Annotated in this window: 21 protein-coding genes; 11 read left to right on the top strand and 10 right to left on the bottom strand. The window is 69.7% G+C overall.

Going from position 1 to position 23,461, the window contains the following annotated elements; translation table 11 throughout:
• Nucleotides 1-82: 82 nt before the first annotated feature.
• Together V5F59_RS12410 and V5F59_RS12405 are read left to right on the top strand one after the other, a co-directional pair.
• A complete protein-coding gene (locus tag V5F59_RS12410) occupies nt 83-787 on the top strand; it encodes an XdhC family protein (RefSeq protein ID WP_393977793.1) in 705 nt (234 codons plus the stop codon).
• On the top strand, nt 784-2,424 hold the full coding sequence (locus V5F59_RS12405) for an NTP transferase domain-containing protein (RefSeq protein WP_393977791.1): 1,641 nt from the start codon (nt 784-786) through the stop codon (nt 2,422-2,424). Before V5F59_RS12410 ends, V5F59_RS12405 begins: the two co-directional genes overlap by 4 nt.
• Here the strand turns inward: V5F59_RS12405 and V5F59_RS12400 are convergent.
• Nucleotides 2,405-2,863 carry a DUF488 domain-containing protein gene (locus tag V5F59_RS12400; protein ID WP_393977789.1) on the bottom strand — a complete coding sequence of 153 codons (459 nt, stop codon included), beginning with the start codon at nt 2,861-2,863 and terminating at the stop codon, nt 2,405-2,407. The two genes, V5F59_RS12405 and V5F59_RS12400, sit on opposite strands and share 20 nt — an antisense overlap.
• A gap of 168 nt (nt 2,864-3,031) precedes the next feature.
• Here V5F59_RS12400 and V5F59_RS12395 point away from each other — a divergent pair, with 168 nt between their 5' ends.
• Nucleotides 3,032-4,165 carry a zinc-binding metallopeptidase family protein gene (locus V5F59_RS12395; protein ID WP_393977787.1) on the top strand — a complete coding sequence of 378 codons (1,134 nt, stop codon included), beginning with the start codon at nt 3,032-3,034 and terminating at the stop codon, nt 4,163-4,165.
• A gap of 85 nt (nt 4,166-4,250) precedes the next feature.
• Entirely contained in the window at nt 4,251-5,840 is a 1,590-nt protein-coding gene (locus tag V5F59_RS12390) for an MFS transporter (protein ID WP_509211224.1), read from the top strand.
• 18 nt (nt 5,841-5,858) lie between these two features.
• Here the strand turns inward: V5F59_RS12390 and topA are convergent, their stop codons facing one another.
• The 5 genes from topA to V5F59_RS12365 all read right to left on the bottom strand — a co-directional run bounded on the left by topA (nt 5,859) and on the right by V5F59_RS12365 (nt 13,184).
• Entirely contained in the window at nt 5,859-8,543 is a 2,685-nt protein-coding gene (gene topA, locus V5F59_RS12385; protein WP_393977783.1) for a type I DNA topoisomerase, read from the bottom strand.
• 580 nt (nt 8,544-9,123) lie between these two features.
• Entirely contained in the window at nt 9,124-10,215 is a 1,092-nt protein-coding gene (gene dprA, locus V5F59_RS12380; protein ID WP_393977781.1) for a DNA-processing protein DprA, read from the bottom strand.
• A 66-nt stretch (nt 10,216-10,281) separates the two neighbouring features.
• The gene (plsY, locus tag V5F59_RS12375; protein ID WP_393977779.1) at nt 10,282-10,890 is read right to left on the bottom strand and encodes a glycerol-3-phosphate 1-O-acyltransferase PlsY; all 609 of its coding nucleotides are present in this window, start codon (nt 10,888-10,890) and stop codon (nt 10,282-10,284) included.
• A gap of 37 nt (nt 10,891-10,927) precedes the next feature.
• Nucleotides 10,928-12,244 carry a dihydroorotase gene (locus V5F59_RS12370; protein ID WP_393977777.1) on the bottom strand — a complete coding sequence of 439 codons (1,317 nt, stop codon included), beginning with the start codon at nt 12,242-12,244 and terminating at the stop codon, nt 10,928-10,930.
• Nucleotides 12,237-13,184, bottom strand: a complete 948-nt coding sequence (locus tag V5F59_RS12365) for an aspartate carbamoyltransferase catalytic subunit (RefSeq protein ID WP_393977775.1) — start codon at nt 13,182-13,184, stop codon at nt 12,237-12,239. Before V5F59_RS12365 ends, V5F59_RS12370 begins: the two co-directional genes overlap by 8 nt.
• Nucleotides 13,185-13,584: 400 nt before the next feature.
• Here V5F59_RS12365 and V5F59_RS12360 point away from each other — a divergent pair, with 400 nt between their 5' ends.
• Complete coding sequence (locus tag V5F59_RS12360; protein WP_393977773.1) at nt 13,585-14,022, top strand: hypothetical protein; 438 nt, start codon at nt 13,585-13,587, stop codon at nt 14,020-14,022.
• Between the two features lie 188 nt (nt 14,023-14,210).
• On the opposite strand, the gene V5F59_RS12355 is transcribed toward V5F59_RS12360, so the two are convergent.
• From V5F59_RS12355 to V5F59_RS12340, 4 genes are all read right to left on the bottom strand, one after another.
• Nucleotides 14,211-15,149 carry an AEC family transporter gene (locus tag V5F59_RS12355; protein ID WP_393977771.1) on the bottom strand — a complete coding sequence of 313 codons (939 nt, stop codon included), beginning with the start codon at nt 15,147-15,149 and terminating at the stop codon, nt 14,211-14,213.
• A 308-nt stretch (nt 15,150-15,457) separates the two neighbouring features.
• Complete coding sequence (gene ruvX / locus V5F59_RS12350; RefSeq protein WP_393977769.1) at nt 15,458-15,985, bottom strand: Holliday junction resolvase RuvX; 528 nt, start codon at nt 15,983-15,985, stop codon at nt 15,458-15,460.
• A gap of 53 nt (nt 15,986-16,038) precedes the next feature.
• Nucleotides 16,039-16,530, bottom strand: a complete 492-nt coding sequence (locus tag V5F59_RS12345) for a CinA family protein (protein ID WP_393977767.1) — start codon at nt 16,528-16,530, stop codon at nt 16,039-16,041.
• A complete protein-coding gene (locus V5F59_RS12340; RefSeq protein WP_393977765.1) occupies nt 16,527-17,732 on the bottom strand; it encodes a bifunctional 2-C-methyl-D-erythritol 4-phosphate cytidylyltransferase/2-C-methyl-D-erythritol 2,4-cyclodiphosphate synthase in 1,206 nt (401 codons plus the stop codon). Before V5F59_RS12340 ends, V5F59_RS12345 begins: the two co-directional genes overlap by 4 nt.
• Before the next feature lie 231 nt (nt 17,733-17,963).
• On the opposite strand from V5F59_RS12340, the gene dusB reads away from it, so the two are divergent.
• The 6 genes from dusB (at nt 17,964) to V5F59_RS12310 (ending at nt 23,438) form a co-directional block, all read left to right on the top strand.
• Entirely contained in the window at nt 17,964-18,935 is a 972-nt protein-coding gene (gene dusB / locus V5F59_RS12335) for a tRNA dihydrouridine synthase DusB (RefSeq protein WP_509211223.1), read from the top strand.
• A gap of 32 nt (nt 18,936-18,967) precedes the next feature.
• Entirely contained in the window at nt 18,968-20,089 is a 1,122-nt protein-coding gene (locus V5F59_RS12330) for a two-component system sensor histidine kinase NtrB (protein ID WP_393977763.1), read from the top strand.
• A 7-nt stretch (nt 20,090-20,096) separates the two neighbouring features.
• On the top strand, nt 20,097-21,539 hold the full coding sequence (gene ntrC, locus V5F59_RS12325) for a nitrogen regulation protein NR(I) (protein WP_393977761.1): 1,443 nt from the start codon (nt 20,097-20,099) through the stop codon (nt 21,537-21,539).
• A 107-nt stretch (nt 21,540-21,646) separates the two neighbouring features.
• A complete protein-coding gene (gene coaD, locus V5F59_RS12320; RefSeq protein WP_393977759.1) occupies nt 21,647-22,165 on the top strand; it encodes a pantetheine-phosphate adenylyltransferase in 519 nt (172 codons plus the stop codon).
• 100 nt (nt 22,166-22,265) lie between these two features.
• Nucleotides 22,266-22,829, top strand: coding sequence for a peptidylprolyl isomerase (locus tag V5F59_RS12315; protein WP_393977757.1), 564 nt, complete (start codon nt 22,266-22,268; stop codon nt 22,827-22,829).
• 150 nt (nt 22,830-22,979) lie between these two features.
• On the top strand, nt 22,980-23,438 hold the full coding sequence (locus tag V5F59_RS12310) for a peptidylprolyl isomerase (protein ID WP_393977755.1): 459 nt from the start codon (nt 22,980-22,982) through the stop codon (nt 23,436-23,438).
• The last annotated feature ends 23 nt before the right edge of the window (nt 23,439-23,461 follow it).

The raw sequence follows: 23,461 nt of genomic DNA, 5'->3' as shown, positions 1-23,461 counted from the left end.
GCGCCGCGTTGCACGTTATATTCGTCGGGGAATACGATCTTCCGTCCCCGACATCGGATCTCCCTGAGGGAGGATGTTCGCCATGCGCCTTGATCTGCTCGCCGCCCTTAATGCCGAGCGCGCCGCGCGTCGGCCCTTCGTGCTGGTTACGCAGATGGACGCTGGCGTGCAGCGTCTGGTGACGGCGGACAGGGTGGCGGGCGATCCGCTCGCCGGTCCTATCGGCGAAGCCCTGGCGGAGCGGCGCAGCCGCATGGTGGGGGAGGGGAAGGACCGTGCCTTCCTGGCGGTGGACGTGCCCTCGCCCCGCATGCTGGTGATCGGTGCCGTGCACATATCGCAGGCGCTGGCACCCATGGCGCGCATCGCCGGCTTCGACGTGACCATCATCGACCCGCGGACCGCCTTCGCCACGGCCGAGCGATTTCCGGATGTGCCGGTGATCGCCGAATGGCCGGAGGTGGCGCTGCCGGGCTACGGGCTCGATCCCTTCACCGCCCTCGTCGCCTTGACCCATGATCCGAAGGTGGACGAGCCGGCGCTCGTTGCCGCCCTTGCGGCCGGCTGCTTCTATGTGGGTGCCCTCGGCTCGCGCCGCACCCACGCCAGAAGGGTGGAGCGGCTGGCGGCCTCGGGCGTGCCGCAGGTGGATATCGCCCGTATCCATGCCCCCATCGGCCTCGACCTCGGGGCGGCGAGTCCCGCGGAGATCGCGGTGGCTGTGCTGGGGCAGGTGATCCGCGCCCTGCGCCTCGGCGCTGCGCGGCAGGAAGGAGCGGCGGCTTGAAGTTCGGCTCCCTGCCCCTCGCCGAGGCGGAAGGCGCTGTCGCCGCCCATTCCGTGAAGCTCGACGGCGGAGTCATCAAGAAGGGCATGCGGCTCGGTCCGGTGGAGATCGCCCGGCTCGCCGCTGCGGGCTTCCATGAGGTGGTGGCCGCCCGTTTCGAGCCCGGCGACATGAGCGAGGATGCCGCCGCCCGCCGCCTCGCGGAGGCGGTGGCCGGACCTCATGTGCGGGTGGATACGGCCTTCACCGGCCGCTCGAACCTTTATGCCGCCGTCGCCGGTGTGCTGCGCGTGTCCGAAGGCGCGCTCGACGCCTTCAATGCCGTGGGCGAGGCCATCACCCTCGCGACCCTGCGCGATTTCAGCGCCGTCGCCGCCGGAGACATGGTGGGGACGGTGAAGATCATCCCTTACGCCGTCTCCGCCGATTTGGTGGAAGCGGCGGGACGGGACGCGGGGGGGCTTCTCACCATCGCGCCGTTTCGGCTGCGGCGCGTGGCCGTGGTGTCGACCCTTCTGCCGGGCCTTGCCGACAAGGTGGTGGCAAAGACCCTGGAGGTGACGCGCACCCGCCTCGCCCCCGCCGGCGCGCATATCGCCGCCGACCGCAGGACCCCGCACGCCACCGCTCCCCTCGCCGAGGCCATCCGCGCCAGCGTGGACGACGGAGCGGAGCTCGTCATCGTCTTCGGGGCCTCGGCCATTGCCGACCGCAACGACGTGATTCCATCCGCTTTGGTGGCTGCGGGCGGAGAGGTGGTGCGCCTGGGCATGCCGGTGGATCCGGGCAACCTGCTGATGCTCGGGCGGCTGGGCGCGGTGCCGGTGCTGGGGGCGCCGGGATGCGCCCGCTCCTCCAAGGAGAACGGTTTCGACTTCATTCTCGCCCGCCTCCTCGCGGGGCTGGAAGTCACGGCCCGCGACATCGCCCGGCTTGGCTCCGGAGGCCTCCTCACCGACATCGCCGCGCGTCCCCATCCGCGCGCGGAGACACCGCCGGCGGAGGCCGCGAGCTTTGCGGCCGTGATCCTCGCCGCCGGCCGGAGCTCCCGCATGGGGCAGGGTGGCAACAAGCTGCTCGCCGAAGTGGGCGGGGTGCCGGTCATCCGCCGGGTAGCGGAAGCGGCGCTCGCCTCCAAAGCCGCGCCGGTGATCGTCGTCACGGGGCATGAGCACGAAAGGGTCGATGCCGCATTGGCGGGGCTGGGGGTGCGGCTGGTCCACAATCCGGATTATGCGAGCGGCATGGCGTCGTCCCTCAGGGCCGGCATCATCGCCGTGCCCGAGACCTCGGCGGGCGCGCTGGTGGTGCTGGGGGACATGCCGCTGGTGGCGCCGCAGCTGCTCGACCGGCTGATTGATGCTTATGCGCCGGCACAAGGGCGGCTCATCTCCGTCCCCGTCGCCGGGGAGGCGCGGGGGCACCCGGTGCTCTGGTCGCGCCGCTATTTCGGCGATCTCTGCGCGCTGGAAGGCGATGTGGGCGCCCGGCACATCCTGGCCGCCAATACCGAGGTGGTGGCTGAGGTGCGGGTGTCGGGCGAGGAGGCCTTCCTGGACGTGGACACGCCCCACCTCCTCGCCGAGGCGCGGACGGCGGTGGAGCAGGAGCGGAAGGTCAGAACGGAGCCGGCGTGAGGTGGGTGACGCCGAGGTCGAGGCGCTCGCACAGCCATTGGGCAAGGCGCAGGCGGTGGCAACCCTCCACATGCCGCTCGTAGCACAGAAGGCACAGGCGCCGGCCCTTGGCGAGGCCGGCAAGTTCCTCCAGCGCGGCCTTGGCGGGCTCGGTGGCGAGGTGCGCATCATAGATGCGCATGAGCGCGTCATGGTCGCCGCTGCGGGCGGCAAGGCGCCCCTCCTTCGGGGTGCCGAGCGCCCTCAGGTGCACATAGGCGATGCCATGCTCGGCAATGCCGGCCGCCAGCGCCGTCTTGGAAAAGCCGGGGCGGCGGGAGGCGGCCACCGCCCGCACGTCGATGACGAGATCGACCTTTGCATCGGTCAGCGCAGACTGGAACGCGAATGGTGTGGTCTGCTCGTAACCGATGGTGAAGAGGGAGGTGGTGTCGCTCATGGCTCGATCATGCCGGGACGACATCGTCCCGTCATCCCGGTCGGCGCGTCCGGTGGTCATTTTTCCAGCAGCATGCTGTGATTGAAAGGTACGCCTGTCCCCACAACGGGGAACCGGGAGGGACGCAGGAGTGTTTCCCGGCCTAAGGGAAGGTGAAGGGGGAAGAAGATGCGACTGTTCCGCTGCGCCGCCTGCGAGCAGCTGCTCTATTTCGAGAATCGCCGCTGCGAGAAGTGCGGTCACGACCTCGGCTATATCCCCGAGACCAATGAGCTTGCCGCCGTGGAGCGGGAGGGCGACCACTGGCGCGCGCTCGGCCGTTCCAAGGGGCTCTACAAATTCTGCGCAAACGCCGCCCATGACGCTTGCAACTGGCTCGTGCCCGCCGAGCAGGAGGGCGAATTCTGCGTCGCCTGCCGCCACAACCGCACGGTTCCCGATCTCGCCATCCCCGTGAACCTCAGCAAATGGCGCAAGGTCGAGATGGCGAAGCACCGCCTCATCTATTCCCTGCTGCGCCTCAAGCTGCCGCTGGAAAGCAATGAGGATCGCGAGGGGGGCCTGTGCTTCGATTTCCTGGCGGACGATCCGGGCGGTTCCACTCCCAAGGTGATGACCGGGCACGACGAGGGCCTCATCACCATCGCGCTCGCCGAGGCTGACGATGCGGAGCGGGAGCAGCGCAAGAACGACCTCGGCGAACTCTACCGCACGCTGCTCGGCCACTTCCGCCACGAGGTGGCGCATTACTATTGGAATTGCCTGGTGCGCGACGGCAAGCGCCTCACCGCTTTCCGCGCCATGTTCGGCGACGAGACCGCCGATTATGGGGGCGCGCTGAAGGCCTATTACGAATTGGGGCCCTTGCCCGACTGGCAGGTGCACCACGTGTCCGCCTATGCCACCGCCCACCCGTGGGAGGATTTCGCGGAGACCTTCAAGCACTACATCCACATCGTGGACACGCTGGAGATGGCCGCCTCCTTCGGCATGCGCGTCCGCCCGCGCCTCGACAAGACCGGGGAACTGGGGGCGGAGGTGGATTTCAATCCCTACCGCGCCTGCGCCATCCAGCAGATGGTGGACGCGTGGCTGCCCATCTGCTTCTCGCTCAACAGCCTCAACCGCTGCCTCGGCATGTCGGATGCCTATCCCTTCATCCTCGGCCCGGGGGTGATTGCGAAGATCGGCTTCATCCACGACCTCGTGCATGACCGGGTGCCGCTGGACGTGGAGGACGGACCGTCTCCGCCGCCTCCGCCCGAGCTGGAGCCTGCCCCGATGGAGGCGCCGGCCGCTTGAGCACGGCTGGAGGCCGGGTGGTCTTCGCCCGGCGAGATGACGCTACGATGCCTGGTCGCACGGTTTTTTGAAGCGAAAGAGAGGGGTGCCGGCGCCAGCCTTCCTCTACAAGGTGCACCAGAATTCCCAACCCAGCGGGCCGATGCGTCAGACTTCGTTCCAATCCGAGCCGGCAACCGATGGTCTTGGCCCGCTCGCCTGCACCCCCGGCCCTGCGCCTCGGCTTCCCGACCATGGGGAAGTCAGGCGCATCATCTTCGGGCTGATGCTGGCGATGCTGCTGGGCGCGCTCGACCAGACCATTGTCGCCACCGCCTTGCCGACCATCGGCGAAGCCTTTGGCGATTTTACCAACCTGTCCTGGGTCATCACCGCCTATCTCCTCGCCTGCACGGTGGCGACGCCGCTCTACGGCAAGCTCAGCGACATCTACGGCCGAAGGGTGATGCTGCTGACTTCGGTGGCGGCCTTCTCTGCGGCATCGGTTGCGTGCGCGCTGGCTTCGAGCCTGCTCGTGCTCATCCTGGCGCGCGGCGTGCAGGGGCTCGGCGGAGGCGGGCTCATTTCCCTGTCGCAGACCATCATCGCCGATCTCGTGCCGCCCCGCGAGCGCGGGCGCTACCAGGCGCAGATCGCCGGCGTGTTCGCCGCCTCCAGCATCGCCGGGCCGGTGCTCGGCGGCCTGTTCGCACAGCACCTGAGCTGGACGCTGATCTTCTGGATCAACCTGCCGCTCGGCCTCGTCGCCTTCCTCGTCACCTCCCGTGCCTTGCGCCGGCTGCCGCGGCACGAGCAGAGGCACCGGATGGATATCCCCGGCGCCGCGCTGATGGCCGCGGCGAGCATCCTGCTGCTTCTGGCCCTCGGTTGGGGCGGTGTGCGGTTTGCCTGGGGGGCGCCGGTCATCCTCGGGCTGCTGCTTGGCACGGCGGCGCTGACCGGCCTCTTCATCCGACGCATGAGCCGCGCCGCGGAGCCGTTCCTGCCGCTTGGCCTGCTGGCGGATCCGGTGGTGGGGCGGGGCATCGCCGCGGCCTTCATGGCGGTCGGGGCGATGGTGGGCCTCTCCATCTATGTGCCCCTCTACCTCGAAACCGCTCGCGGACTTTCGGCGACGCAATCGGGGCTTGCGCTCATCCCGCTGATGGGCGGGGTGGTGTGCGGGGCAGTGACCTCCGGGCGCGCCATGCCGCGGCTGCTGCACTACAAGCGTCCGGCCCTGGTCGGCGTGACGATATCTGCCCTGATGCTGGCGCTGCTGGCCTTCGGTCCGTACCTGCCGCTGCCGGCGCTCGCCATCGCCTTCGTTCTGGTCGGCGCGGGCATCGGCACCGTCCTGCCCGTGAGCACGGTCTCCATCCAGAATGCCGTGCCGCTGCATCGCATGGGGACGACCACGGGCGTGATGACCTTCTTCCGCCAGCTCGGCGGAGCCCTGGTGGTGGCGATGCTGGGAGCGGTGCTGCTTTCCGCCCTGGGGGCGCAGGCCGGGATGGATTCGGAAACGCTGGCCCGCTCGACCTCCGCCACCAGCCTCGAAGCGGCGTTTCGGCTCGTGTTCCTGGCGGTCGGGGTGGTCGCGGTCCTGGCCGCCGTCGCCCTGTGGTCGCTGCCGGAGCGGCCCCTGCGCGGCTCCGTGCACACGGCGGGGGAGGGGGACGGCGGGCTCATCTGAGGCGCCATCCCCCGCGGATCATTCCGCCGCCTTCTTGCTCTTGCTGGCGGCGGGCTTCTTCGCCGTCTTGCTCGCAGCCTTGGTTGCGGTTTTTTTCGCCGGGGCTTTCTTGGCTGCGGCTTTCTTGGCCGGGGCATCGCCATCCGCCTTCGCCGGAGCCTTGCGGGCCCCGCGGGCGGGCTTGGCGGGAGAAGAGGCTGCCTTGGCGTCGATGAACTGAACCGCCGCCTCGAGGGTCAGCGTCTCCGGATCCACCGACTTGGGCAGTGTCGCATTGACCTTGCCATGGTTGACATAGGGTCCGAAGCGGCCGGCCCGCACGGTGATCGGCCCGCCCAGCGTCGGGTGGTCGCCGACGGAGCGCCCTGCCGCGGCCGCCCCACCCCGCCCGCCACGGCCCTTCGACTGCTTCTCGGCAATCAAGGTCACCGCCCGGTTGAGACCGATGGAGAGGACGTCGTCGCCATCCTCCAGGTTGGCATAGGTGCGGCCGTGCTGGACATAGGGGCCATAGCGGCCGATGCCGGCCAGGATCGCCTCCTGGTCGTCCGGATGTCGGCCGATCTCACGTGGCAGCGCCAGGAGCTTCAGCGCGGTTTCAAGGTCCACGTCCGCCGGAGCAAGGCCCTTGGGCAGGGACGAGCGCTTGGGCTTCTCCCCGTCCTTGCCCTCGCCGAGCTGGAGATAGGTGCCGAAGCGCCCGCTGCGCACGGTGACTTCCTCGCCCGTCTCCGGATCGAGGCCGAGCACGCGCTTGCCATCCCCCTCGGGGGCGCCCTCGCCGCCCGTGAGCGGGCGGGTGTGGCGGCACTCGGGATAATTGGAGCAGCCGATGAAGGCGCCGAACTTGCCCATCTTCAGCGACAACCGGCCATTGCCGCAGGTGGGGCACAGGCGCGGGTCGGTGCCGTCTTCCCGCGGTGGGAAGATATGGGCGGTGAGCATCTCGTCCAGCGCATCGAGCACCTGGGAGACCCGCAGGTCCTTGGTGGCCTCGATGGCGGCGGAGAAATCCTGCCAGAAGGCGCGCAGCACGTCCTTCCAATCGAGCTCCGCCGCCGACACCTCGTCGAGCTTCTCCTCGAGGTCGGCGGTGAAGTCGTATTCCACGTAGCGCTTGAAGAAGCTCTCGAGGAAGGCGGTGACCAGCCGTCCCTTGTCCTCGGGGACGAGGCGCTTCTTGTCGAGCTTCACATATTCGCGGTCGCGCAGCACCGCGAGCACGGCGGCATAGGTGGAAGGCCGGCCGATGCCGAGTTCCTCCATGCGCTTCACCAGCGAGGCTTCCGAATAGCGCGGCGGCGGCTCGGTGAAATGCTGGTCGGTGAGGATGGCGCGCCGGTCGAGCGTCTCATGGGCGCTCATGGCGGGAAGGCGGCGGCTCTCCTCGTCGTCGTCCTCGTCATCCTTGCCCTCGCGGTAGAGGGTGAGGAAGCCGTCGAACTTCACCACCGTGCCGGTGGCGGTCAGATCCAGCGTGCGGCCGGCAGCCTTCGCCTCGATGTCGGCGGTGGTGCGCTCCAGCTCCGCCGATTCCATCTGGCTGGCCACGGTGCGGATCCAGATCAGCTCGTAGAGCTTCGCCTGCTCGCCATCGAGATAGCGGGCAACCTCGCGGGGGTGCCGGGACGGATCCGTGGGGCGAATGGCCTCGTGGGCCTCCTGGGCGTTCTTCGCCTTGGTGGTGTATTTGCGCGGCACGCCGGGCAGATACTTCGGGCCGAACTGCTTGCCGATGGCGCTGCGGGTGGCGGCAACCGCCTCCGGCGCCATGTCGACGCCGTCGGTTCGCATGTAGGTGATGAGGCCCACCGTTTCGCCGCCCACGTCCACGCCCTCGTAGAGACGCTGGGCGATCTGCATGGTGCGCGCCGGGGCAAGGCCGAGCTTGCGGCTCGCTTCCTGCTGGAGGGTGGAAGTGGTGAAGGGTGGTTGCGGGTGGCGCCGCACCGGCTTCGCCTCCACCGAGCGGACGCGGAAGTCCGCGCTCTCCAGGGCGGCGCGGAAGGCTTTGGCCTCCTCGGCGGTGCCGACCGAGAGGCGGGTGATCTTCTTGCCGTCGGCGCCGGACAGGCGCGCCTCGAATTCCTCGGCCCGGGGGGTCGCAAGCCTAGCGGCGATGGACCAGTATTCCCGTGCGACGAAGGTCTCGATCTCGCGCTCGCGGTCGCAGACGAGGCGCAGGGCCACCGACTGCACGCGCCCCGCCGAGCGGGCGCCGGGCAGCTTGCGCCAGAGCACGGGCGAAAGGGTGAAGCCGACGAGGTAGTCGAGCGCGCGGCGGGCGAGATAGGCATCCACCAGCGCCACATCGATCGCGCGGGGCGCCTTCATGGCGTCGAGCACGGCCTGCTTGGTGATGGCGTTGAAGACGACGCGCTCGACCTTCTGGCCCTTCAGCGCCTTCTTCTGCCGCAGCACCTCCAGCACGTGCCAGGAGATGGCCTCGCCCTCGCGATCCGGGTCGGTGGCAAGGATAAGGCCGTCCGCTCCCTTCACGGCGCTGGCGATCTCGTTGAGTCGCTTCTGCGCCTTGGGATCCACTTCCCAGAGCATGCGGAAGTCGGCGTCGGGATCGACGGAGCCGTCCTTGGAGGGGAGGTCGCGCACGTGGCCGTAGGAGGCGATCACCTCGTAGCCCGGACCGAGATATTTGTTGATCGTCTTCGCCTTGGCCGGCGATTCGACGATGACGACCTGCATGACGAACCGTGTCTCTTCAGGGGGCCGCCGCCCCATTGCGCGGCCCGGTCGAATGCGGCGCGACGGGTCGGGACGGCCCGCGGTCACCGCGATCGGATTGCTTCCCCTGGTTCCGGCGTTCCTCCAGCCGGCGCACCCCATTCGGATTCCCGCATGCGGGCCGACGAGCCGGACTGCGGCACCGGAGAAGCGGGCGCAACATGGGGAGCCGAGCGGCGCCTGTCAAATCTGGCCGCTAATCAGGCAACCAGCCAAGCTTCCCTGTCCGGAGGAGGCGATATACAACCTTGAGTATGTTTTCATATGATATGCAAGCGATAAGAGGTCTATCTACCCGATGCCGCGATGGACGCGCCATGACCGATGCGACGACTTCTGGACCGGGGGGAGACCCCGCAGCCGCGGCTGCTTATGTGGCTGCTATGAGCGCGGAACTTTCCCGCATCGCGCGGGCGAGTGGGCTTCTCACCCTCGCATACATTCTCGAAATGGCCCGGCTCGAGGCCAAGGCCGCCGCCGGTGAAATGTCTTCTGTCTCTCCGGGGAGGGAGGGGAGGGACGCACCCGGGCCGTAGCAACCTCAACGCAGCGCCACCCGCCCCGTGCCGGGGCGATCCAGCCGGCCGGCGAGATCCAGCTCCAGCAGCACCATCTGCACCTCTGCGGCGCTGCAGCCGGAAAGCCGCACCAGTTCGTCGATGAAGGTGGGGGTGGGACCGAGAAGTTCGAGGACGCGGGCGCGCGCATCCTCCCCCGGTGCCGCGGGATCCATGGGAGGGCCCTCCGCCTCGATGGCGTCCGGGCGGACGCGGCCGGCGATGGGGGCGAGAACGCTGATCACGTCGTCCGCTTCGGTGACCAGCGTCGCGCCCTGCTTGATCAGCCGGTTGGCGCCGCCGGCGCGCGGATCGAGCGGAGAGCCCGGAACCGCGAACACCTCGCGTCCCTGTTCCGCCGCCAGCCGCGCGGTGATGAGGGAGCCTGAGCGCTCCGCGGCCTCCACGACCACCACCCCCAGGGACATGCCGGAGACCAGGCGGTTGCGCCGGGGGAAGTCGCGCGCCCGCGGCTCCCAGGACACCGGCATCTCGGAGACCACGGCGCCCTGTTCCGCCACCTTTTCGATCAGGCCAAGATTTTCCGGAGGATAAGGCCGGGCCAGCCCGCCGGCGAAGACACCCACCGTCCCGCCCGCGAGGCTCGCTTCGTGCGCGGCTGCATCTATGCCCCGTGCGAGCCCGGACACCACCACCCATCCGGCCGCCGCAAGATCGCGGGCAAGACGCGCGGCGAAGGTGCGCCCGGCGGCGGAGGCATTCCTGGCACCGACGATGCCCACCATCGGCCGGCGCAATACGTCCGGCAGGCCTCGGACGCAGATGAGGGGCGGGGCGTCGTCGAGATGTGCCAGCGCCGGGGGATAGTCCGCCTCGCCCATGGCAACGAGCCGCGCCCCGAGCCGGGTGAGCTGGGCCATTTCCGCATCCGCCTCCTCCACGGTCGGCGTGCGCGGCGGCATGAGCCGTCCGCCACGCCGGGCGAGGGTCGGGAGCGCTTCAAGGGCGGCCGAGGCGCCGCCGAACTGGTTGATGAGGGCGCGAAAGGTGCGCGGCCCGACGTTTTCCGTGCGGATGAGGCGCAGCCAGTCCCGCCGTTGGACGGGTCCTAGCAATTCTCCGGGTCCCGGGCCGGGCGCGGAGACCGGTGTCGTATCCGGTGTCTTGCCCCGCGCCACGGCTCAGCCCTTCGCGCCGATCTTGCCTTCGGTCCCGTCGAGGAGGCGCCGGATGTTGGCGTGGTGCTTGATCCACAGCAGCACGGCCAGCAGGGCCAGCAGCAGCGCCATGCGATCGCCGGCGAGGGCCTTCGCAGCGACCACCGTCGCCACCGAGGCCATCAGCGCCGAGAGCGACGAATAGCGCGTCAGATACGCTGCGCCGAGCCACACCACGGCGAAGACGATGGCCGCGGGCCAGAACAGGCCGATGGTCACGCCCAGGAAGGTCGCGACCCCCTTGCCGCCCCGGAACCGCAGCCAGACCGGCGCGATATGGCCGACGAAGGCGCCGAGCCCTGCGGCGAGCGCCGCGTCCGCTCCGAGGAAGTACCGCGCGATCAGCACCGCCGCCGTGCCCTTCAGCGCGTCGAGCACGAGGGTCGCCGCCGCCAGGTCCTTCCGGCCCGTCCGCAGCACGTTGGTGGCGCCGATGTTGCCGGAGCCGATGGAGCGGATGTCCTTGGTGCCGGCGGAGCGGGTCAGCAGCAACCCGAATGGGATCGAGCCGAGCAGGTAGCCGAGGGCCAGCGCGAGGACGAGGACAAGCGCGGGCGACTGGGCATCTGGCATGACGACCTCAACGAAGGGCTCCCGGCGGGCGGGATGATCAAACGTATTCGTAGACGGTGAGGCCGGCAACGATGGTGCGCAGCACCCGTCCATCGAGGCGCGCCTCGTCGAACGGGGTGTTCCGGCAGCGCGACTTCAGCGAGGCCGGATCGAGCACATAGGGCATGTCCTTGTCGAACACGATCACGTCCGCCGGCGCGCCCGGGCGCAGCGTCCCTGCATCGAGCCCGAGGATCTGCGCCGGCCGGGTGGAGAGGGCAGCGAGCAGATTCACCAGGTCCACCTGGTCCGAATGCACGAGGCGCAGGGCGGCGGACAGCAGCGTTTCCAGGCCGATGGCCCCCGGCTCGGCTTCCGAGAAGGGCAGGCGCTTGCCTTCCACGTCCTGCGGCAGATGGTCGGAGACGACCACGTCGATGAGGCCCGAGGAGATGGCGCGGATCAGCGCCTGCCGGTCATCCTCGGCGCGCAGCGGCGGGGCGAGGCGGAAATAGGTGCGGTAGGCGCCGATGTCGAGTTCGTTGAAGGAGAGGTGGTTGATGGTGGCGGAGGCCGTCACCGGCAGGCCATTTTCCTTGGCTCTTTCTAGAACTTCGAGGGATTCGGCACAGGTCAGCGCCGAGGCGTGGTAGCGTCCGCGCGCGCTGCCGACGAGGCGCACGTCGCGCTCCAGCATGATGGTCTCGGCCGCCTTCGGATTCCCGGACAGGCCGAGGCGGGAGGCGAAGGCGCCCTCGTTCATGGCGCCCTGCGACATGGTGGCATCTTCGGTGTGGTGCACGACGAGGGCGTCGAAGTCGCGGGCATAGGTCAGGACCCGGCGCAGCACCTGGGCGTTCATCACCGAGCGGTGGCCATCGGTGAAGGCGACGGCGCCGGCGGCCTGGAGGAGCCCGATCTCGGTCATCTCCTCGCCCTTGAGGCCCTTGGTGATGGCGGCCATGGGGTGGACGCGCACCACGGCGGTATCCCGCGCCCGGCGCAGGATGAAGTCCACGATGGCCGGGTCATCCACCGCCGGGTCGGTATTGGGCTGGCAGATGATGGTGGTGACCCCGCCGGCCGCTGCCGCATGGCTGGCGGAGGCCAGCGTCTCGCGGTGCTCGGCGCCGGGCTCGCCCACGAAGGCGCCCATGTCCACGAGGCCGGGGGCGACCACGGCGCCCCGGCAATCCACCACCTCGGCGCCCTCGGGGAGGCCCGCGGCGGCGATGCCGAAGCCGGCGTCCTTGATGACGCCGTCGGCGAGATAGACGTCGCCGTGGAAGTCGGAGCCGCGGGAGGGGTCGATCACCCGCGCATTGGCGAGGAGCAGCGGGCGCGGCTCCTTGTGGTTGAAGCGGCCGTCACGCATTGGGAAGCTTCCGGGCGAGGATGTCGAGCACCGCCATGCGCACCGCGACACCCATTTCCACCTGTTCGCGGATCAGCGACTGGGCGCCATCCGCGATGGCCGAATCGATCTCCACCCCCCGGTTCATGGGGCCGGGATGCATCACCAGCGCGTCGGGCGCGGCGCGGCGGAGCTTGGCCTCGTCGAGGCCGAAATAGTGGAAGTACTCCTTCACCGAGGGGATGAAGGAACCGGCCATGCGCTCGCGCTGCAGGCGCAGCATCATCACGATGTCCGCCCCGTCGAGGCCCGCCTCCATGGTGCGGAACACCTCCGCCCCCATGGTCTCGATGCCCGAGGGCAGGAGGGTGGAGGGGGCCACCACCCGCACCTTGGCCCCCAGGGTGTTGAGCAGGAGGATGTTGGAGCGCGCCACGCGCGAATGCAGCACATCCCCGCAGATGGCCACCGTGAGGCCCTGGATGGTGCCCTTGTTGCGGCGGATGGTCAGCGCGTCGAGCAGCGCCTGGGTGGGGTGCTCGTGGGCGCCGTCGCCGGCGTTCACGACACAGCAATCCACCTTGCGCGCCAAAAGCGCCACCGCGCCGGAGGCATGATGGCGCACCACCAGGATGTCCGGGTGCATGGCGTTGAGGGTGATGGCGGTGTCGATCAGCGTCTCGCCCTTCTTCACGGACGAGGAGGCGACCGACATGTTCATCACGTCCGCTCCGAGGCGCTTGCCGGCGATCTCGAAGGATGACTGGGTGCGGGTGGAGGCCTCGAAGAACAGGTTGATCTGGGTGCGTCCGCGCAGGGTGGTGCGCTTCTTCTCGATCTGCCGGTTGAGTTCGACGAACTCCTCGGCAAGGTCGAGCAAACCCGAGATTTCGCTGGCGGAGAGGCCTTCGATGCCGATGAGGTGTCGGCCGGAGAGGGTGAAGGCGGGTGCAGCGTGCATGGCAGGCCGCAGGCATAGACGCATGGGGCCGCATGGGCAAGCCGAGCCGCGCGCTTCCCGCGCCCTTTGAACAGCTCCCTTGCCGGCGGGATGGCCCGGAAGGGGCGCACACGGATCTTCAGGGCTCGTTCATCATTCGTGACAATCCTCCCCGGAACCGCCGGGAGTGCGCCACACTTTGGCAAACAGTCTCGACGAAGGTTTCCCTCGACCGGACCTCTCCTGGCTCCGGGGCGGGTTTTCCGGAGCCGGATCTATCCCTGCCGAATCGCCCATGCGCTTCGGCAGGGGAAGGTAATCCGTCTCCATTCAATGAGTTGGAGGCCCGATCCATCTGGTCGGATCGTGCTCCAAGGGGTTTTCGAAGGCCCAGGGCCTGGACGTATCGGGAGTTGCTGGAATGACTTCTCTCTTTCGCGCGAAGCTCGTCGCGCTGACGCTGGCGGCCACGGTGGTCGTTGGCGTGGCGGCTCCGGCTTCCGCCGCCTCCATCGGTTCCGGGGCGCTTGCCGTCGCCCCGACCCATGCCGCGACGGCGACGGACGTCGGCTATTGGTATCGCGGCCGCTGGTATCCCAACGGCGGCTGGTATGGTGGGCGCTGGTATCCCAACGGCTGCGGGAATTGCGGCGCCGCCGTGGGGGCGGGTATCGCCCTGGGCATCCTGGGTGCCGCGGCCGTCGCCGGTGCCGCGGCTGCGCCTCCGCCGCCCCCGCCCGTGGTCTATTACGAGCCGTCGCCCCCGCCGCCCGTGGTCTATTACGAGCCGGCGCCACGCCCGCGCAGCTGCTGGGTGCAGACCGGCCCCTATGGCGGCGGCTACTGGTCGCCCTGCTGAGGCGGGACCGAGGACTGAATGCGAGAGGGCGGCCACCGGCCCCCCTTTTTCGTGCTGTGGCCGGGGGCCGGCTCCGGGCCGCAGCCATGCCGTCAGCCTGAGCCCTCGACCGATGCCCGGTGGGTCACGCTCAAGGGCCGCGCAGGCTCGATCCGGGATCCATGAGCCAAGCTCACGGGCCCCCGGCGTCAGTGGGCGAGGGCCGTCGCCACGACGACGACAAGCGGCAGCGTCACGGCGGCGCCGACGATCTGCATGGTGAGGATCTCCGCGAGCAGCGGGGCATCGCCGCCCATCTGGCGGGCGAGCACGTATCCGTTGGGGGCGGAGGGGACTGCGGCGGTGATCGCCACCACCACCAGCTCCGTGCCCGTGAGACCGAACAGCAGGGCCAGGGCGATGGCGATGGCCGGCTTCACCAGCAGCTTCAGCGCGAGGCTGGCGAACACAATGAGCCGGGGTCGCGTCAGCCGGTCCAGCACCAGGCCGCCGCCCACCACCAGCAGGCCCAGCGCCAGCGAGGCCCGGCCGAGGATGTCGCCGAACTCCACCAGCACCTTGGGGACCGGCACGTGCAGTGCATTGAGGGCCGCGCCGAGGGCGCAGGACCAGATGTAGGGGTTGCGCGCCAGCTGTTCGAGCACATAGCCGAAGGTCGGCGGATGGCGGCCGGAGAAGCTGGCCAGAACCAGCACGGCGATGATGTTCACCACCGGAATCATGGCCACCAGCGCCAGCGCGGCGATGGTGATGCCTTCCGCCCGGAACAGGCCGCCCGCCACCGCGAGCACGATGTAGGTGTTCCAGCGCACTGCCCCCTGGAACAGGGAGGTGAACGCCGGGCCGTCCGCCGCGAGGGCGGAGATGAGCGGGCGGTGGAAGAGGAGGATGAGGCCCGAGAGCAGGATCACCGTGCCGATGAGCGATCCGGCGACCCCCACCACGTTCACCTGCGAGAGGTCCGCCTTCACCGCCGACACGATGAGCAGGGCCGGGAAGAGGACGAAATAGGTGAGCTTCTCCAGCGCCGCCCAATGGGCCGGGTCCTTGAGCAGGATCCGCCGCAGCACCGCGCCGAGGGCGATGATGAGGAACACCGGAATGAGGGCTGAGAAGACGACGGACATGGGAGCACGCACATACGGCGCCTGTCGGCCGGCGGCAGGCAATTTATCCTCGTGGCCGGTGTTTTGCCGGTCGTGGGGCAGGTGAGGTTCCGGCGCGAGGCTTCCACCGAAGCCCTCCCTTTAGAGGGTTTTCCGGCGGAGTGAAACCCGGGCTGGGTGCAGAAGGCGCGCCAACTCAAAAGCTTAGGGTGCAGGCGGGGGGACGCGCCGGTCATCACCCTCAGGGAGAGCGGCCGGAGGCGCCTGTGCCGAATTGGCACGTCCGCCGCGTGCCGTGCGGAACGGCGCGGGTACGGACCGGGTCCGAATCACTTCGGGGCTTCGGTTTCCGTTCCGTTCGCCGCGCGGGCGAGGAAATCCAGCGCGCCTTCCAGGATGAAGGCCGCCGCGTGCTGGTCCACCACCTCGGCGCGGCGGGCGCGGCTCATGTCGGCGGCGATCAGCGCCCGCTCCACGGCGACGGTGGAAAGCCGCTCGTCCCAGAAGGCGATGGGCCGGCCGGCGAGACGGGCGAAGTTGCGGGCGAAGGCGCGGCTGGCCTGGGCGCGGGGCCCCTCGGTGCCGTCCATGTTGAGCGGCAGGCCGAGCACGAAGCCCACCGCCTTGCGCTCGTTCGCCAGCTGGACGAGGCGCATGGCATCGGCGGTGAACTTGGTGCGCCGGACGGTTTCCACCACCGTGGCGATGCGCCGGTCCGGATCGCAGCCGGCGACGCCGATGGTCTTGGTGCCGAGGTCGAGGCCCAGAAGCGCCCCGCGCGCCGGCAGCAGCGCGGCAATCTCGGCGAGGGGGCCGACGGGCGCGGGGGCGGCGGCGGGCGTGGGGGCGTCAGTCATCGCCCTTGGCTATCACGCCGGGGCAGGGCGGGCCATGGCCGGAGGCTTCCCCTTCAGTCGGCGGCGCGGGCGAGCAGGTCCAGGGCCTCCAGCACGGAGCGGCGGCGGATCTCGGCCCGGCCGAGGTCGCCGAAACGCCTCTCCCGGTGCTCCACCGTGCCGTCGCGCCGGGCGCAGGCGAAATGCACCAGCCCCACCGGCTTCTCCGGTGATCCCCCGCCGGGGCCGGCGACGCCGGTGATCGACACGGCCGCATCAACTCCCGCCATGGCGCGGGCGCCCTGCGCCATGGCGCGGGCGGTGGGTTCGCTGACGGCGCCATGGGCAACCAGCGTCGCCTCGGGCACGCCCACCATGGCCGTCTTGGCGGCGTTGGAATAGGTGACGAAACCCCGGTCCACCACGTCCGAGGAGCCGGGCACGGCGGTCAGCGCGCCGGCCACCAGCCCGCCAGTGCAGGATTCGGCGGTCGCCAGCGTCCAGCCCCGGGCGCGGAAGGCCTCCAGCACGGCGACGGCGCGGGCGTAGATGTCCGCGTCGATCATGCCTCTTCCTCGAACGGCAGGCGGATGGTGGCGCTCGCCAGCGCGGCGACGCCCTCGCGGCGGCCGGTGAAGCCCAGCTTCTCGGTGGTCGTCGCCTTCACCGAGATGCGGGACGCCGGCACGCCGGTGATTCGCGCGATCTCGGCGCGGATGGCCTCGCGATGAGGGCCCACCTTCGGCGCCTCGCAGATGAGGGTGAGGTCGAGATGGGCGATGCGCCCCCCGCGGGCCCGCACCTTCTCCACCGCATGGACGAGGAAGCGGTCGGAGGTGGCGCCCTTCCATTGTGGGTCGGATGGGGGGAAGTGGGAGCCGATGTCGCCGTCGCACAGGGCGCCGAGCACCGCGTCGGTGAGGGCGTGCAGGCCCACGTCTGCATCCGAGTGGCCGACCAGGCCGAAGCCGTGGGGCACCGCGACGCCGCCCAGCATCACATGGTCGCCGGGGCCGAAGGCGTGCACGTCGAAGCCGGTGCCGGTGCGCAGGTCGGGAAGGTCGGCGAGGGCGGGGCCGGCGGCGCGGGTCATGTCCTCGGGGGTGGTCAGCTTCACGTTGGTGGTCTCGCCTTCGAAGGTGGTCACGTGGTGGCCGGCCCACTCCATCACGGCCGCATCGTCGGTCAGGGTCTCGACCCCCGCCGCCGCGGTTGCGGCATGGGCGGCGCGCAGCGCGTCGAAGCGGAAGGCCTGGGGGGTCTGCACCGTGCGCAGCAGCGCCCGGTCCAGGGTGCCGGTGACGCGCCCGGCGCCGTCCACGGTCTTCACCGTGTCGGTCACGGGCAGCACCGGTATGGCCGCTGCCGCCACGCGCGCCGCAGCGGCGGCGCGGGTGAGCAGGGCGGGGGAGGCATAGGGGCGGGCCGCGTCGTGGATCAGCACGATGTCCGGCGCGCCGCCGGGCAGCGCCGCCAGGGCTTCGAGCCCCGCCCGGACGGAGGCTTGCCGCGTTGCACCACCGAAGGCCGGTGCCAGTATCTTGGGCAGATCGCGGGTTGTGTCCGCAAAGAGGCCTGAATCATCGCTATGGATGACCGCAAGCACGGCGGTGACGTCCGGATGGGAGGCAAACAGCCGCAAAGTGCGGCGCAGCACCGGCTCCCCCCCGATGGGCTGGTATTGCTTCGGCAGGACGCCGCCCGCGCGCGTGCCGCGACCGGCGGCAACCACGATGGCGACACAGCTGGTGCGCTCAGCGGTGCTCACGGACGTCTCCCTGCGCGGCGGGTAGGCCGAGGGGGTGCAGGTATCCTGCGGGTGGCTCATTCTTGCTGCGCCGCACATGCGCGCACACTGCCCTTGCGTGGGCTGCACAAATGTCTAAGATGTAGGCAGAACACAGCTGGCCTAATTTCTGTGCAAGAGATCGTCCCATTTTCCATTCCGCGGTTGCAGATCGGTGCCCACGCTCTGCCCAATCCGGTGATCCTCGCCCCCATGGCGGGAATCACCGATGCGCCGGTGCGTCGGATGGCCGTCCGCTACGGCGCCGGGCTCGTCATATCAGAAATGGTGGCCAGCGAGGCGCTTCTCGAAGGCCATCCGGAGATGCTCCTGCGCGCGGAGGGGGAAGGCGTTCCGCTGCACGCGGTGCAGATCGCCGGCAACGATCCGCGCCTGATGGCGGAAGCGGCCCGCATCGCCGAGGCGGCAGGGGCTGGGCTCATCGATATCAACATGGGCTGCCCGGCCAAGCGCGTGACCACAGGGGCGGCCGGCGCCGCGCTCCTCAGGGACCTGCCGCTCGCCCGCGCCATCCTGGAGGCGGTGCGCGGCGCGGTCGGCGTGCCGGTGACGGTGAAGACCCGCCTCGGCTGGGACGAGCGGGCGTCCACCGCGGTGGAGCTCGCCCGCATGGCGCAGGCCTGCGGCCTCGCCATGGTGACCGTCCACGGCCGCACGCGATGCCAGTTCTACACCGGCCGGGCCGACTGGGCGGCCATCCGGGCGGTGAAGCAGGCGGTGTCCCTTCCGGTGGTGGCCAATGGCGACGTGGTGTCCACCGCCGATGGCCCCGCCATCCTCGCCGCCTCCGGGGCGGACGGGGTGATGATCGGCCGCGGCGCCCAGGGGCGGCCGTGGTTTCCCGGCCGGGTGGCGCAGGCCATCGCCGGCCATCGGGTGGCGGAAAATCCGCCCCTCGGCGAGCAGCGCGACGTGTTGCTCGAACTCTATGACGGCTGGCTGGGCTTTTATGGCACCGCCCTCGGCGTCCGGCAGGCCCGCAAGCATGTGGGTTGGGCGCTGGCGGCGGCTGTGGCCGGCCAAAGCGCCGGGGGGCGCCAGGGGGCGCCCGACGACTTCATCGCCCGCTGGCGCTCGCGCCTGCTGGTGAAGGAGGACCCGGCGACCGTGAGGGCCGGCATCGCCGACGCCTTCGACGAACTCATGTGGAGGGCGGCGGCATGAAGGCCGAAGCCAGAAAGCAAGACACACGCAAGATGGACCAGAAGCGCAAGGGTGAGCCGGAGCAGGGCATGACGCGGGCGATCCTGGACGCGGTCCCGCACCCTGTCTTCACCATCAACAGCAACGGCCATGTGGCGGATGCCAATGTGGCCGCGGAGGCCTTCTTCGAGGTCAGCGCCCCGCTCCTGCGCCGCCGGCCGCTGAGCGAGTTCGTGCCCTTCGGCACGCCCCTGCTCGGCCTCATCGAGCAGGTGCGCCGGCGTGGCGCGCCAGTGAATGAATACCGGGTGGATCTCGGCACGCCGCGCAACGGCGGCGAGCGCGTGGTGGACATCCACGTGGCGCCGGTGAACGAGCATCCGGACCAGGTGGTGGTGATGCTTCAGGAGCGCACCATCGCCGACAAGATGGACCGCCAGCTCACCCACCGCGGCGCTGCCCGTTCCGTGAGCGCGCTGGCCTCCATGCTGGCGCACGAGATCAAGAATCCGCTCTCGGGCATCCGCGGCGCGGCGCAGCTGCTGGAGCAGTCCGCGGACGACGAGGACCGGGCGCTCACCCGCCTCATCTGCGAGGAGGCGGACCGCATCGTGAAGCTGGTGGACCGCATGGAGGTGTTCTCCGACGAGCGCCCGGTGGAGCGCGAGCCGGTGAACATCCACGCGGTGCTGGAGCACGTGCGCACGCTCGCCTCCTCGGGCTTCGCGCGGCACATCCGCTTCGTCGAGGACTATGACCCCTCGCTGCCGCCGGTGCTCGCCAACCGCGACCAGCTCATCCAGGTCTTCCTCAACCTCGTGAAGAACGCGGCCGAGGCGATCGACGGGGACCAGGACGGGGAAATCCAGCTGACGACGGCCTTCAGGCCCGGTGTTCGCCTCACGGTTCCAGGGGCTTCGACGCGGGTGAGCCTGCCGCTGGAGTTCTGCGTGCGCGACAATGGCAAGGGCGTGCCGGACGACCTCGTGCCCCACCTGTTCGACCCATTCGTGACCACCAAGCCGACCGGGAGTGGCCTCGGTCTTGCTTTGGTAGCGAAGATCATCGGCGACCACGGCGGCATCGTCGAATGCGACAGCCAGCCCCGCCGCACAACCTTCCGCGTGCTCCTGCCCATGTATCGCGGCAAGAGCCCGACCCAAGAGGAAAATTGAGGTGTCGATGCCTACCGGAAGCATCCTGGTCGCCGACGACGACGCCGCGATCCGCACCGTGCTCAACCAGGCGCTCTCCCGCGCCGGCTACGAGGTGCGCTCCTGCGGCAACGCCGCCACGCTCTGGCGCTGGGTGAGCCAGGGCGACGGCGACCTCGTCATCACCGACGTGGTGATGCCCGACGAGAACGCCTTCGATCTCCTGCCGCGCATCAAGAAGGCGCGGCCGGACCTGCCGGTCATCGTCATGAGCGCGCAGAACACGTTCATGACCGCCATCCGCGCCTCCGAGCGCGGGGCCTACGAATACCTGCCCAAGCCCTTCGACCTGAAGGAGCTGATTTCCATCGTCGGCCGCGCGCTGGCGGAGCCCAAGAAGGGCGACGGCGGCCACCATGCCCCGGAGGAGCAGGACAACATCCCGCTGGTGGGCCGCTCGCCGGCGATGCAGGAGATCTACCGCCTGCTCGCCCGGCTGATGCAGACCGACCTCACCGTGATGATCGCGGGCGAGAGCGGCACCGGCAAGGAGCTGGTGGCCCGCGCCCTGCACGACTACGGCAAGCGCCGCACCGGGCCGTTCGTCGCCATCAACATGGCGGCCATCCCGCGCGACCTCATCGAATCGGAGCTGTTCGGCCACGAGAAGGGCTCGTTCACCGGCGCCACCACCCGCAACCCGGGCCGCTTCGAGCAGGCGGAGGGTGGCACCCTCTTCCTCGACGAGATCGGCGACATGCCTATGGAGGCGCAGACCCGCCTGCTGCGCGTGCTCCAGCAGGGCGAATACACGACGGTGGGCGGCCGCACGCCCATCAAGACCGACGTGCGCATCATCGCCGCCACCAACAAGGACTTGCGCACGCTGATCCAGCAGGGCCTGTTCCGCGAGGATCTGTTCTTCCGCCTGAACGTGGTGCCGCTGCGCCTGCCGCCCCTGCGCGAGCGTTCGGAAGACGTGCCGGACCTAGTGCGTCACTTCTTCCTCCAGGCCGAGCGGGAGGGCCTGCCGGCCAAGCAGATCGACACCGCCGCCCTCGACCGGCTGAAGCGCTACCGCTGGCCGGGCAACGTGCGCGAGCTGGAGAACCTGGTGCGGCGCCTCGCGGCCCTCTATCCGCAGGAGGTCATCACTCCGGCCATCATAGAGGCGGAGCTTTCCGAGCCCATGCCGAGCGCCCTCTCCGAGGAGGGCCCCGTGGACGCGACGCTCGCGGCCTCGGTGGAACGGCACCTCAACACCTATTTCTCCGGTTTCGGCGAGGACCTGCCACCGCCCGGCCTGTACCACCGCATCCTGAAGGACGTGGAATATCCCCTGCTTTCGGCCGCGCTGGCGGCCACGCGGGGCAATCAGATCAAGGCGGCGGAGCTGCTCGGGCTCAACCGCAACACCCTGCGCAAGAAGATCCGCGACCTCGACATCCAGGTCATCCGCACGTCGCGCTGAGATGAAGGGCGCCTGCCCGGAAGGGGAGGGCGCCGCGCGGGGAGGGCCGGCGCGGGCCGGCCTTCCCCGTTGCATCCGCGCGCGCGGGCAGCTACCCCTTGCAGCCCATGAGCGCGCCGCAGCCCCACACCGTCCGGACCGCCATCTACGGCGGCTCCTTCGATCCCCTCACCAATGGCCATCTGGAGGTGGTGCGTTCCGCCTGCCGGCTGGCCGACCGGCTGGTGCTGGCGGTGGGCATCCACCCCGGCAAGGCGCCGCTGTTCTCCGCCGATGACCGGCTGGAGATGCTGCGCGAGGTGTGCGGCCCCATCGCCGCCGAGGAGCAGGCGACGCTGGAGGCCGTGACCTTCAGCGATCTCATCGTCTCCACCGCCCAGCGTCTGGGGGCGACCCTGCTCATCCGCGGCCTCAGGGACGGCACGGACCTCGACTACGAGATGCAGATGGCGGGCATGAACGGTGTGCTCGCGCCGCAAATCCAGACCGTCTTCCTGCCCGCCTCGCCGCGGGTGCGCCCCATCACCGCCACGCTCGTGCGGCAGATCGCTGCCATGGGCGGGGATGTTTCCGCCTTCGTGCCGGCGCCGGTGCTGGCCCGGCTCAAGGTGAGGTTCCCACTCTGAGTTTCCGCGCCGGTCGTCGTCGGCGCGCATGTCCCTGAAGGCGGCCATCCGGCCGCACGCCAACCCGCCCCGCGAACGGGGCCGATCCCGGGAGACCTTCATGACGCGCCTGATGGGCCGCTTTCTCGCCGCAGCGCTGCTCGCGCTGGCCTTCGCCCTGCCGGCGGCAGCGCAGCCGAAGAGCGATCCGCAGAACACCCTGTTGCTCGATACGCCCTATGGCCGCGTCGTCATCCTGCTGCGGCCGGACCTTGCGCCCAAGCACGCGGAGCGCCTCAAGACGCTGACCCGCGAGGGCTTCTACAACAACGTCCCGTTCCACCGCGTCATCGACGGCTTCATGGCCCAGACCGGCGATGGCCAGTATGGCAACGGCACCGGCGGCTCCAAATATCCCAACCTGCCGGCGGAATTCTCCAGCACGCCGTTCAAGCGCGGCGTGGTGGGCATGGCGCGCAGCTCCTCCCCCAACAGCGCCAATTCCCAGTTCTTCATCATGCTGGACGAGACCCCGAGCCTGAACGGCCAGTACACCGTGGTGGGCGAGGTGATCTCCGGCATGGAGTTCGTGGACAAGATCAAGAAGGGCTCGTCCGCCGCCAACGGCGTGGTGCCGAGCCCGGACCGCATCGTGAAGATGCAGGTGGCGGCCGACGCCAAGTAGCATGAAGCCCAGCCTTCGCCTGCGGTCCCGCCGGGCCGCGGGCGAAGTGGGGCAGGCCCGCGGGGCGGGCGCGCGTTTCCCCAGATGCCCGGGCCTCGCCGGGCCGATGCGGTGGCCGTCTTCCCGGCGCCGCCAGAAAGGATGAGGTCGATGAGTGACGAAGTGCTGATTCTCGAGACCACCAAGGGGCCGGTGACCATCGCCTTCCGCCCCGATCTCGCCCCCGGCCACGTGGCCCGCATCAAGGAGCTGGTGTCCCAGGGCTTCTATGACGGCGTGCCGTTCCACCGCGTCATCGAGGGCTTCATGGCCCAGACCGGCGATCCGACCGGCACCGGCATGGGCGGCTCCGGCAAGAAGCTGAAGGCCGAGTTCAATGCCCAGCCCCACGTGCGCGGCACCTGCTCCATGGCCCGCGCGCAGAACCCCGATTCCGGCGACAGCCAGTTCTTCATCTGCTTCACCGACGCCCGCTTCCTCGACCGCCAGTACACGGTATGGGGCGAGGTGGTCTCCGGCATGGAGAACATCGACCTGATCAAGCGCGGCGAGCCGGTGAAGGACCCCGACAAGATCGTCTCCGCCAAGCTCGCCCCCAAGGCGGCCTGAGCGGACGGCTCCGGAAAAAGGAA

Origin of the sequence: Xanthobacter nonsaccharivorans (assembly GCF_043194755.2) — a bacterium.
Lineage (GTDB): Bacteria > Pseudomonadota > Alphaproteobacteria > Rhizobiales > Xanthobacteraceae > Xanthobacter > Xanthobacter autotrophicus_G.
The sequence above is the reverse complement of the archived record's forward strand: the minus strand, read 5'-3'. Positions and strand labels throughout refer to the sequence as shown.